This window comes from Arthrobacter pullicola, assembly GCF_014836875.1.
GTDB classification, from domain to species: Bacteria; Actinomycetota; Actinomycetes; order Actinomycetales; family Micrococcaceae; genus Arthrobacter_B; species Arthrobacter_B pullicola.
The window spans coordinates 588669-600623 of the sequence record NZ_JACSQC010000002.1 but is presented as its reverse complement, the minus strand read 5'-3'; the positions used below and the strand labels follow the sequence as shown (position 1 = coordinate 600623).

At 60.0% G+C, this 11955-nt stretch carries 7 protein-coding genes; 6 read left to right on the top strand and 1 reads right to left on the bottom strand.

The genetic code is table 11. The annotated features are described in order from the left end of the window. The first annotated feature begins 1 nt into the window (after position 1). Positions 2–826: an ATP F0F1 synthase synthase gene (locus H9638_RS06010; protein WP_191746271.1), complete on the top strand. Its 825-nt coding sequence runs from the start codon at positions 2–4 to the stop codon at positions 824–826. 1876 nt (positions 827–2702) lie between these two features. Here the strand turns inward: H9638_RS06010 and H9638_RS06000 are convergent. Next, positions 2703–3923: a DNA cytosine methyltransferase gene (locus tag H9638_RS06000; protein WP_191746269.1), complete on the bottom strand. Its 1221-nt coding sequence runs from the start codon at positions 3921–3923 to the stop codon at positions 2703–2705. Positions 3924–4366: 443 nt separating this feature from the next. On the opposite strand from H9638_RS06000, the gene H9638_RS05995 reads away from it, so the two are divergent. The 5 genes from H9638_RS05995 to H9638_RS05975 all read left to right on the top strand — a co-directional run bounded on the left by H9638_RS05995 (position 4367) and on the right by H9638_RS05975 (position 11619). Continuing rightward, the gene (locus tag H9638_RS05995; RefSeq protein ID WP_191746268.1) at positions 4367–5107 is read left to right on the top strand and encodes a GntR family transcriptional regulator; all 741 of its coding nucleotides are present in this window, start codon (positions 4367–4369) and stop codon (positions 5105–5107) included. Positions 5108–5150: 43 nt separating this feature from the next. Further along, a complete protein-coding gene (locus H9638_RS05990) occupies positions 5151–6149 on the top strand; it encodes an ABC transporter substrate-binding protein (protein WP_191746267.1) in 999 nt (332 codons plus the stop codon). A gap of 22 nt (positions 6150–6171) precedes the next feature. Further along, positions 6172–7380, top strand: a complete 1209-nt coding sequence (locus H9638_RS05985; RefSeq protein WP_191746266.1) for an alpha-hydroxy acid oxidase — start codon at positions 6172–6174, stop codon at positions 7378–7380. Between the two features lie 106 nt (positions 7381–7486). After that, positions 7487–10393 (top strand): McrB family protein, encoded by a 2907-nt coding sequence (locus tag H9638_RS17070; protein ID WP_191746265.1) that lies wholly within the window; start codon positions 7487–7489, stop codon positions 10391–10393. After that, the gene (locus H9638_RS05975) at positions 10390–11619 is read left to right on the top strand and encodes an McrC family protein (protein WP_318241794.1); all 1230 of its coding nucleotides are present in this window, start codon (positions 10390–10392) and stop codon (positions 11617–11619) included. The genes H9638_RS17070 and H9638_RS05975 overlap by 4 nt, the downstream gene beginning before the upstream one ends. Positions 11620–11955: the final 336 nt, after the last annotated feature.

Here is an 11955-nt window from a genome sequence, read left to right as displayed (position 1 = left end):
GATGGATCACCTATATGCACGGTTGAAGCGGATGCAGAGAACTCCATACCGCAAAATCATCTCTGGGGAGCGTATTTTCGACGAGGATGTGCCTCGACCTGCTTCATGTCGTGAATACGACCCAAACACCATTCTCGATAATGATGAGTGGTTTAAAGTTTCCCATTTCAGCCAGAAGCAGTATTTCCTCATAGAGCTTGCAGACTGGCCCACATCCGCTGATTTCTCTGAGCTTAGCAAGGCGGATTTCCAGAAAATTAATTACCTCATTGCACTACAGGAGGGGATTTTTCACTTTCAGCGAGTTCGGCCGAGCGCCATTCTTCGAAGGAAGGTTATTGTATGCGGAGATGTAGCACGCCTTGAACGTCCTGCAGACAAGATTGTCTTGACCCCATTCCCCGATGCCGTTTACTTCCCAGATGATGATGCCTTGATTTTTCGTGATCTGGCGACGATTTCATCCATCTTTCGTGGGATCGATGAGTTGTTTACTGAGGCAACGGACGAGCAAGTAGAAAAATTCTTGAAGCATGACTTCTTGAATGCTGAGATTGCGGTAACCAAGGTGTCCAAGCCGAACCGTAAAAGAATTGCACTCGCTGCGCAGACTCTTGAAAAGATGTCGGACGGTGAGCGAATCAATGTCTTTTCATATATGGCTGAGTACACGGACACACAGATACCTTTTAACAAAACGAGCAACACTTTTCATGTTGCTACCGATGACGATCTGAAGCTTCTGCTGTATGGAATCGAGCAGCGGTTCTATACCACACCCGTTGGAGAAGAGAAACGCCTCGCAAATTCTATTGTAAAAATTTAATATTAACAGCGGATTCAATCTGGTTACTTGTATCCGAGCGTTTCCAAAAAATAAAGATCTCGGTTTTCCTGCAGCGGCAGCGATGTATGAAGTTGTACGGCGCCGAACGCTTCGCGCTTTGCCTGAAACCCGTCACCTGGCTGTATTGGCGAGGACATTAGGTACACGCGGCCTGCCTTATTGGTGCGTTGGCTTAGCGATGTGAGAGAGCCCTCCGGATGAGGCCGAGCTTGTCTGGAGCACACCACCCCAGAGGTCATTCATGTCCCATAATGCTATAGGACTCCACATGGCCGGCTGAGGCTGGCTCGCTGCGTCGTCGAGGACGGCTGGCATCTGCTCCGAGCGCGGAACGATTCCAAGTCAGTCAGCACCGCAGCCCGCTGGGCTGACCAGTGCTGCAGACACTGCTCACGCCAGGAGCGACCGCTCCAGCCGCACATAGGCAACCTACGAGAGACTCCAGCCCACAGCGAACGCCAGATCATCGCTGTGCTATTGAACAAGCGCTGAGGATCGGCAAGGATAGACGGCTCCTCACGGTTCGTGGGAATGATCTGCCATGATGAATGTTCATGCGGCTGTTCTAGCGGCAATGCACAACAGGTACGCGTGATGTTGTTACCTGCGTTGGTGAGTCCCTGCCCTGCCCTCTTGATGTGCTTGATCACCGTGTTGTTGGCCTGGAACTTCACTGTTGTCAGAGAACATCCATCACAGCAGGCTGGCTACGGTCCCTTCAATACACGGAATCCGTTTCACCACCAACTGTGAAGATCCCCCAATCCTCCATTGCCTTCGCCATGACTTGCAGCGAAGACCAGTAAATGGCTTCAGGTTAGCGTCGAACCGGAACTCCCGGTGCGGCTGTCCAGTCCGGGGTCGCTAGGGTGGCCGAAGGTGTATCTGGAGGAAAACTGGGTGGATGTCGCGGATCGGCGATGGGTGGTGGTTTAGGAACTGAAGCAATTATGAAAAAGCACGGGTTATGGCATCTCGATACACATTCGGGGACGGCAGTTCGACGTTGTTGAAGCGTTCTTGAAGCTTATAGACGGTTGTACTATGTACTAGGTCTAGGATGAGAGGTGCGGGCTGGCCTGAGGATGCGTTTGACGAGTCAGTATAGTCGTACGACATGAATGTAATCGAAGCCGGTTGGAGATGATAATTAGTCAGTCCGTCTTCGCCGCCCAGTCGTCGCATGACGCGCTCATATACAGGGGTGGGGGAGACAAAGAACAGGCCCTTCTTGCAACCTTCCTCTCGCTGCAGGACCTGACCCTTGTATATAAGTTGGGGCAAAATTCTTTTGCTCACGTTTTCCCAGTTGAGACCAGCTGAACTATTTGTTATCGTCCGGTCTTCCAATAATGCAGTTCGACTGTCGCGATAATTCCCAGTTGTGTCTATCGTCTGGACTTCAACCGCAACAAATTCACTCAGCCCTTTTAACGGGTCAACGAGAGCCAATATCCAGTCGACGTAGTAATTGCCCACACCTGAACGTTGAGGGAGTCGGAGCTCGCCTCCCCATCGCTTGCCAAAAACTCCTACAACGGGCCGGTTTCGCTCCCGCGCATCCGATAATGCCCGAGGGCCGGGCACAAGCTCCAAGCCGATTGGGAAGGCCTTCTCAGCGATATCGACAAGAAAACGATAGTTGTCCGCGTATAACCTGTTGGGGCAACAGATAACGGCTGGACTTCTTGCGGGCTTTATGGCACAAGCGCCTGAAATGAGTCCGTCGCTTAGCGTCTTGACACATGTCCTCTCTAGAAAGGGGCAATATCGACTAGCGGCTGCACCCACAGCCGCGGAACTAATATCAGTTACTGGATAGCCGAAAAACTCAGATATATGAGACATGCTTTGACTATACTGCTACTGATAGCTCCTCGCTTGCAATGACCTCGCGAATCCCTGCGCCCACTGCCGCTGCGAGCATTGGTGGAACGGCATTTCCTACCTGTTCATATTGCTCTATCCTTGAACCTTGAAAGATATAGTGGTCCGGAAAGGACTGTATTCTTGCGGCCTCACGGACGGTAAATATGCGGTCTTGTGAGTAGTGGAAATAGGCACCCCAATGCGGATCGCATTTGGTCAAGATGGTTGAGGATAGTCCCTCTGGAAGGGATCGCCCGTAGCGCTTTGTGTGGTCTGACCGGTGTGCTCGCTTCATCCCGGCAGGTAGAAGCTCTATAGGAATATTAGTCCAATTTCCCCCAGGCGGAATATGACGCAGTCGTTCCAAGTTTATCTGGCCTAGTCGGGCGGCCTCGTGATTTCTTACACCCATGGACTGAGAGCGAAGTCTCTCTTGGTATGGATTCTGCGGCGGAGCGGCGTACCCCTTCAATGGCTCGCCCAATTCACCGTTGATGAGGGGCGGCAGGTCGCCGATGGCATCCCGCACGCTCGTGTAGGGAATCAAATCAGAGCCATCCGGCATGGCAACAATATTTTGCCCCCGGAAGGTGCTTGTGAAGTTGACGCGCATGGGCGCGATATGCGTAGGCTGGGGGAACGCGCGGCTTGGATTGCCGTTGCGGAAGCCCAGGATGATGGTTCGCCACCGGGTCTGAGGTACTCCATAAAGTGGTGCATAGAGGATGCGAACGTCCGCGGTATATCCGAGTTCTTCGAGCGCCTGAATTATGGCAGACAACGTCGCGCCACGTTCGAAGGAAACTAATCCAGGTACGTTCTCGATTAGTACGGCGGCAGGCATGAATTCGTCGACAAAGCGAAGAAACTCGCGAAACAGGTGATTGCGGTAGTCGTCATTGCTCCGTACAGGGGCGTTGACACTGAAACCCTGGCACGGAGGGCCGCCCGCTACCAAGGACAATTCACCACGGGTTAGCCCTAACTGTTCCCGCACCTCGGCGGCGTCGACCCGACGGACGTCCCTGTTGTCAACAAAGACTTCAGGGTGGTTGGCCTTGAACGTCTCGGAGTACCGCTGCACAACTTCGTTGGCGTAAAGGCTCGTGAATCCGGATTCGCGAAGGCCCTCGGAGAGTCCGCCGGCGCCTGCGAATAGATCGATCATAGTGTAAGGGGCTGGGGAGCCGGGGACCTTGCGTTGCATGCCTCAACTGTATAGCAGCGAGACGTCGGGTCTGCTGGCAAATGGGGCGTGTTCTAGGGCTCTGAAACAGGTTGTGTGGCTCAGGTGTGGGGTACCTCATGCAGTCTCATCACTAGCAGTAGGCCTCCTCGGCGTCGCTTTTATGTCTAATCGGGGGTAGCTCTTGGTTTTCATAGAGCACCTGAGGCAGCTGCCCGGGACCTGGGTCTTCATAGGGTGCTCCACCATGACGATGATGGTGCGGCAAACTACACCGAGGGCGTCAGGCGTCATCCAGCCTTCGTGGAAGTCGCTAGGGAGCCATTAGGCTCTAGACCCCTGGGGCCCTCCCTAGCTCGAAGACTGCAGGCGGAGCTACGTCTGACACCTTCCTGCTTTACTCCGCACCGCAACCTTGTATCCCTGAGATATATCTGTAGCATCTCTGTAATGCAGGTCACATCATGACACCCGCGGACAACGTCCTCCCGCTGCCCACCGGTCCGCCCACGGGCCGCCCCGTCGCCGGCGCCTCGATGGACACAAACAACCCCACCCCCCAGTCCCAGCCGGAACGCATCCGCGGGATGATCCGGCGGCAGATCATCCGGGCCGAACTGCGGCCGGGACAAATCTTCACTGAACCGGACCTCGCCCGCGAATACGGCGTCTCCAAAACCCCGGTCCGCGAAGCCCTGCAAATGCTCACCGTCGAAGGCCTGGTCAACGTGCTTCCGCGGAAGGGTTACATGGTGCGCAGCCTCAGCTTCCACGACGTCCGCGAAGTCATGGACCTGCGCCTCATCCTCGAACCACCGCTGGCCGCCGCAGCCGCGCGCAACGTCACCGCAGACCTCGTCACCGACCTGCGCAGCCTCGTGGAAAACCAGTTCCGCGACGGCAACACCCTGGAAGACCGGCTCGCCGCCGCCCGCGACTTCCACGTCACCTGCTCCCAGGCTTCCCGCAACACCCGGGCCGCAGCCGTGGACCGCGCCCTGACCGACGAAGTCATGCGGTTCTACCACCTGATGCCGACCGCCCACGACCACTTCGCCTCCGCAGAAGAACAGGCCGCCCACGAGGCCATCTTCGACGCCGTCGCCACCGGCAACGCAGAAGCCGCGCAGGAACTCATGCACAACCACCTGCTCGAATCCAACGCCGCCATGATCCGCACCTTCTACAACGCCGGACCGCTCTAACCCCGCCGCTCCAAAACAGCACACCGACCCGAAAGGCAACGCAATGAAGCGTCCACTCAGAACCCTCGGTACCGCCACGCTGCTCACCTCCGCCCTGTTCCTCGCCGGCTGCGGCGCGGACTCCGGAACCAACGACGGCGCCGCCGGGGGAGAGGGCCCGGTCAAGGTCGGCATCTCCCAGCTCATGGACATCGACGCCCTCAACGCCACCCGCGAAGGTTTTATCAAGGGCATGACCGAAAACGGCTACGTCGAGGGCGAGGACATCGAGTACGACTACCAGAACGCTCAGGGCGACCAGGCCACCGCCACCCAGATCGCCGCCGGCTTCGCGACGTCGGACGTTGACCTTGTCTTCGCGATCGCCACCCCGGCCGCCCAGACCGTGGCCCAGGCTGTCGGCAACATTCCCGTGGTGTTCTCCGCCGTCACCGAACCGGTGGAAGCCGGCATCGTGGAGTCCTGGGACGCGCCCGGCGTCAACGTCACCGGCACCAGCAACCTCGGCCCGGTGGAGGACCAGATCGGCCTGATCAAGGAACTCGCGCCCGACGCCAAGACCATCGGCGTCGTCTATTCCTCCGGCGAGGTCAACTCCCAGGTGCAGATTGATCTGGCCCGCGAGGCCGCGGAAAAGCTTGGCATGGAGCTCAAGGAAGCCTCCGTCGCCAGCACCGCCGAGGTGCAGCAGGCCGCCCAGTCCCTCGACGTCGACGCGTTCTACGTCCCGACCGACTCGCACGTGGTCTCCGCGATCGACGCCGTGGTGGAAGCCGCCGAAACCCAGCAGGTGCCGCTCGTCGTCGGCGACAGCGCCACGGTGGAAGCCGGCGGCGTGGCCACCTACGGCCTGGACTACGAACAGCTCGGCTACCAGACCGCGCTGATGGCGATCAAGATCCTCGAGGGCGAAGACCCCGCCACCATGCCGGTGGAAAAGCAGACCGAATCCCTGCTGGTCGTCAACAAATCGGCAGCGCAGCGTATGGGCGTCACCGTTCCGCAGGAACTGCTCGACGCCGCCGACACCGTCATTGACTAACCGCACTTTTTCGAAAGCAGCCATGAAGCGCCGAATTCCCCAGTACGCCGAACTACGCGAACTCGTGCAGTTCAAAGCCTTCGACCCCGACCGGCGCCGCGCCCGGCTGGCCAAGGCCAACACCCTCTGGGACCTGCGGGACATCGCTAAACGGCGGATCCCGACGGCGGCCTTCGAGTACGTGGACGGCGGCAGCTTTTTCGAGCACTCGCTGCGGCGGAACCGGGCGGCGTTCGACGACGTCGAATTCAACCCCTGTGTGCTCCAAGATGTTTCCGCGGTGGACCTGCGGGCGAAGATCGCCGGCGTGGACGCGGCGCTGCCGGTGGGCGTCGCGCCCACCGGCCTGACCCGGCTCATGCACGCCGAAGGTGAGGTCGCCGGAGCGCAGGCGGCGGCGTCGTTCGGGATTCCCTTCTCGCTCTCCACGATGGGCACGGTCTCCATCGAGGAGGTCGCCCGGGAAGCGCCCGACGCCGATAAATGGTTCCAGCTGTACCTCTGGAAGGATCGTCCCCGGTCCCAGGACCTGATCCGCCGGGCTGCCGACGCCGGGTTCGGGGCGCTGATCGTCACGGTCGACACCCCGGTCTCCGGGGCCCGGCACCGCGACACCCGCAACGGAATGACCCTGCCGCCCACCCTGACTGCGAAGACCATCCTTGATGCCTCCTACCGACCGGAGTGGTGGTTCAACTTCCTGACCACCAAACCGCTGGGCTTCGCCAACTTCGAGGGGGAGCGGACATCGGTGGCCGAGCAGGTCAATACGATGTTCGATCCCTCGCTGAACCTGGACGACCTGGCCTGGCTGCGGGAGAACTGGCCCGGCAAGCTGATCGTGAAGGGCATCCAGTCAGCGGCCGACGCCGTCGACGTCCTGGCCCGCGGCGCGGACACCCTGGTGGTCTCCAACCACGGCGGCCGGCAGCTGGACCGCGCTCCGGTGCCGCTGAAGGTGCTGCCGGAGATCCGTGCGGCCGTGGGCCCGGAAGCTGAACTCATCCTGGACTCCGGAATCATGTCCGGCGGCGACATCGTAGCGGCGCTGGCCGCGGGCGCCGACTTCACGCTGATCGGCCGGGCCTACCTCTACGGGCTGATGGCCGGCGGACGCCAGGGTGTGGACCGTGCACTGGAAATCCTGCAGACGGAGATGACCCTGGTGATGCAGCTGATCGGAGTTACGAGTGTTGCCGAGCTGGGGCCGGAGCATTTGCGGCGGTTTTGAGCCGCGTGTCCCTGATTACGATTAGTGATCCAAGCTCCGGTATACCTAGATGTGCGGTGGGGGCAGGAAGCAGTCTAGAAACGCCTTCCCGGATAAGGAGTTTCTGGTGCCCGAGTATTCAAAAATCGACGATTTCCTGAAATGGGCGGCCGAACTTGCGGTCACCATCGATTGGGTTCCGGCAGAGCGTCCCTACAAAATCGAGCTGGCCGAACGGCTTTCCGCCACGCGTCAGATGGTTCTGAAAGGCGAAGCGGGCTGGCTGGAACGCCTCTTGGATGATCTCTCCGGCACCAACCTCGTGAATTGGCGGTCCCTCGGCAACTTGAAAGCCCTTAGCGGCGACCACCCGGAGGAACTCCGGACGGCCGTCGAAAAGCTCTGGGTGGCCGATCCCTCTCCATTTGCACTGACATCCTTCGTCGAGAACATCCGCGAGCTGTCTAAAGACCTTGCGCCGGGCAACTTGCTCGCCCTCGGAACAGTTCTCCTGACGGCCGTTGACCCTGCCTCGTTCCCTCCGTACCGGGCAACCCCAGCTTCACGTTTTTTGAAACTGATCGACGCCGAAGACGTTCCCACCAATTCTTCACCCGCGTCCGAGAGGTATGAGGCTTTCATCACCGCCCTGGATGCCCTGATCGCCGCTGCTCCGAGGCATGGTCTGAACCTGCCGGATCGCCTGGATGCGCAGGGGCTCGTCTGGCTGGTCGTCAACTACTCGCCTCCAACAGATTGGGCTCCTGCCCAGAAGCGGGAGTTCCTGGCATGGCGCAACCTCGAAGAGCCGGACGCGGCTGAGGACTTCCGTACAGGGCCGCATCCGGACCTTGAAGAGGCCGCTGCCGCCATCCTGACCCCGGGTCTGGCAGGCGCTCCGTCGCCGTTCGACGCTGATGTGGTTTCCTGGAACGAAGAGAACGCACGCGACCTATACCGCCGCGTCTATGAAGACCCCGACGCCGGTGCCGGGACATTCATGGGCAAGCTGGAAAAGCAGCTTGCCGGTGCCTCACGCGGCGTTGTGCTCCTAACGGCCGAGTTGATTGCGCTGCAGTGTCTCCCACTGACAAATCTCCGTCCCGAAACGAAACTGGCGCGGGTCGAGAAAGTTCTGTCCTGGACCAGCCCAATCCCGGCTGTCCCCGACATTCTCGAAAAAGGGCTGCGCGCACAAGGAGCCTTTAATGGCGGCACTGGGTTCAACGTGCAGCTGTGGCGGCACCTGTGCTGGCTCTGTGATCTGGTCATTAGCCTGCACAGCGACGAAGCCAACGCTGCCGCGGCCGTCGCCTCTCCGCAGGGATTCCACGACGTTGCCGAGGCAGTTGAGGGTAATCTGCCGTCGATCCGCTATTCCCTGGAGTATATGTCCTGGCCCGGCTTCTTCGTGCCCGTGGTGAACTGGGGCCACCGCAAGAGAATCCGGAACGCCTTTGCCCATGAGATTGAGGGCGCGTCCGGAGACAGCGAAATCGCGGTGGCCACGGACCTGCACCTGATCCGCACGGTCCAAGAGCGGAAGACCGGCCAGCGCCCTGACTGGTACGCGGAGCCGTACCTCAGCCAATGGAAGCCGGCGGCAGACCCAACACGCGCCTGGCTGATCCGCCAATCCCAAGGCGGCGTTGAGTTGGCGGATCGATGGACCAGCGACGGGTTTGTCTCCCTGGAAGCGCGGTACCTGGACACGCCGACGGATATCGCAACCCTTGAGGATCTGCAATCGGCAGTTGACCAAGGGTATGAGCACCTGGACTATCCGGAACGAGGCCTGCGCGCCCGGGCCTACCACGCGTTCTTGACCCTTATGAAGCCCGAAGATCTGGTGCTGACTGTGCAGGGCCAGCAGTTGAGCCTCGGGATCGTCAACGGTCCGGTGGAGCACCGTCGTGATGATCCGATGATCGGTTTGGTCCGTGAGGTGGCATGGCAGAGAAGCACCGTTTCCACGGCAGACCTCGCCGCGCCGTTCCCTAGCCTGCTGGAGGAGCAGGGCATGGTCGTGGACCTGACAGAGGTACTGCCGTCCATCCGCACTTGGCTGGAGGATGACGACGTCGCACCGGCCGTTGCCCCCGCCATCGACGACGCCCGTGAGCTAACCGCCAGCGGTGTGCCCGTCCTGCGGGAGGTAAGCGAGGACCTGGCCGAAGCGCTCTTGATGGAGAAAGAGGATTTGCAGGAAGTCGTCGGGCTGCTCCAGACGCGGAACCAGATTGTTTTCTACGGTCCTCCGGGAACCGGCAAGACTTTCCTGGCGGGAAAGATCGCCCGCTACCTGGCGGGGGAGGAGCACACGAACCATGTAACTACCGTGCAGTTCCATCCGTCCTACGCCTACGAGGACTTCTTTGAGGGGTACCGCCCAGTCAAGGGCACAGACGGCCAGGTTTCCTTTGCATTGACACCGGGGCCGCTGCGCCGGATCGCAGCTGATGCGGCAGCAAACCGGGGGAAACCCTATTTCCTGATTATTGACGAAATGAACCGGGGAAACCTGGCGAAAGTCTTTGGCGAGTTGTACTTCCTGCTCGAATACCGGGACCAAAAAATCGACCTCCAGTACAACTCTGCGGAGAGATTCGTTCTGCCGCCGAACCTCTTCATCATTGGCACGATGAACACCGCGGACCGCTCCATCGCCATGGTGGATGCGGCCATCCGGCGGAGGTTCGCCTTCGTGGAGCTGCATCCCCAGGAAGGAATGACCAGCGGCCTGCTGGAACGTTTCCTGGAAGCCCGCGGACTGGACAGCCGCCCGGCCCAGCTCCTGAATGCGCTGAATGCAGAGATAGCCATGGAAGACCGCGACCTGATGATCGGTCCGTCGTACTTCATGAAGGAGCACTCTGGCTCCGCTGGCGGCCTGAAACAGCTTTGGAAATACGAGCTGCTTCCGCTGTTGGAGGAGCACTATTACGGACGCATGAGCCGTCCGGAGATTCATGAGCGGTTCGGTCTGGCAGCGATTGAGCGGAAGGTCGACGGGACAGCAGCGTCCGCATCGTGAGGCACATCTGTATTGGGGAACTCGACCAAACCACGGAAGAACTCTCGGACGACATTGCCGCGGGGCTGGCTGCCTCCGGGTTGGTGCGTGTGGAACCCGGGGGCCACGGTTCCTGGCGGCTAACCCCCGTGGGGATGGTGGGCGCCGTCGAAATCCAGGATGTGCTGTTGGAGGTTCGGCCCAAAGACAAGGTGGGAGTAAGCCAGCTCCTGTTCCTGTTGGGTTATGCCCGGAATCCTGGCTTTCGGCCGGACGACGTCGCGGCGTCCTCAGCGCTCGACCTCTGGTCTGCTTTGGCCGAGTCTCTGGCTCGATTGTGCGAGAGGGCCCTGGCTAACGGACTCCTGCACGGTTACGTGAGGGTTGACGAGGCCCTGCGGACCGTTAGGGGACGTATCCGGATCACGGATCAGATATCCCAGCGGCCCGGCATGCTGTTGCCTTTGGAAGTGAGCTATGACGATCACACGGTGAACATCGCCGAGAACCAGATCCTGCGGGCGGCACTGCGGCTGCTCCTGGGCCTCAACCGGGTGGAGCCAGGTGTACGCCGTCGCTTGGCGCATCTGGATCGACGGCTCGACGGCGTACGGGACCTCCGCCCCGGCGCCCCGCTGCCAGCATGGCGCACGAGCCGCCTGAACGAGCGCTATGTCCCGGCCCTGAGGCTGGCAGAAATCATCCTCACGCACTCCGTGGCTGAAACGGCGGACGGGCGGGTGCGGGTAGCGGCCTTTGCCGTCAATATGGCGAAGGTCTTCGAGGACTTTTTGGAAGTCGCGCTCGCAGAAGCAGCGTCCAAGCTGCATATTCCGGGCGGTCGTATCTACCGGCAGCACCCTGTGTCCCTCGATCACCCTGACGAAGCGGCGGGACCACACCGTATCCGCATGTACATGGACGCGGTCTATCAGGTTCCTGGCCTGGCACCGGTGATCTTCGATGCCAAGTACAAGGTCGCCTCGGCTGGCGGAAAATACGCCAACGCGGACCATTACCAAATGCTTGCGTACTGCACCGCGCTCGCAGCGCCGAGGGCCTGGCTGGTCTACGCAGGGGCGGGCCAGCCGCGGTCCAGGCGCATCGTGAACACCGGTGTCACGGTGGAGGAATTCCCGCTCGATCTTTCTTTGCATCCGCATGAGGTGTTGAAGAGGGTCAGCGAGTTGGCGGAGCTGGCAGTCATTCCGCACGCTGCGACGGAAATTTCCGTTCGCTCACGCTAATCGGTTCCTAACACCTTTGACGGAGATCTGGACGCAGGACGTCGGTTCACCCTAAGCCAAAACCAACCGGGTACAACAAGCAGCGGCCACATTCTCACCAAAGAGCGCCAGAAATAACCAAGTAGCACCCAGGACAAAGACGCGTAGGCGCTACTCACCCATACCTCCATCCGCATTTCTAGGCTGAGGACTGTGCTCGCCGGAGAGTTCGGCGGTGACACGTATTTTCCCTCGTCAACTGGGACACCGGACGAATCTGCTCCTGCGGGCGCTTAAGCTGCGCCAACCTACACCCGGTCCATCTTGGACCGCAGGAGGCCGCAGCCTGCCAGCCAC

Bases quoted from the DNA above. Each gene is read 5' to 3' on its own strand.
- H9638_RS06010 (WP_191746271.1), top strand. From the start codon at position 2: ATGGATCACCTATATGCACGGTTGAAGCGGATGCAGAGAACTCCATAC.
- H9638_RS06000 (WP_191746269.1), bottom strand. From the start codon at position 3,923: ATGCAACGCAAGGTCCCCGGCTCCCCAGCCCCTTACACTATGATCGAT.
- H9638_RS05995 (WP_191746268.1), top strand. From the start codon at position 4,367: ATGACACCCGCGGACAACGTCCTCCCGCTGCCCACCGGTCCGCCCACG.
- H9638_RS05990 (WP_191746267.1), top strand. From the start codon at position 5,151: ATGAAGCGTCCACTCAGAACCCTCGGTACCGCCACGCTGCTCACCTCC.
- H9638_RS05985 (WP_191746266.1), top strand. From the start codon at position 6,172: ATGAAGCGCCGAATTCCCCAGTACGCCGAACTACGCGAACTCGTGCAG.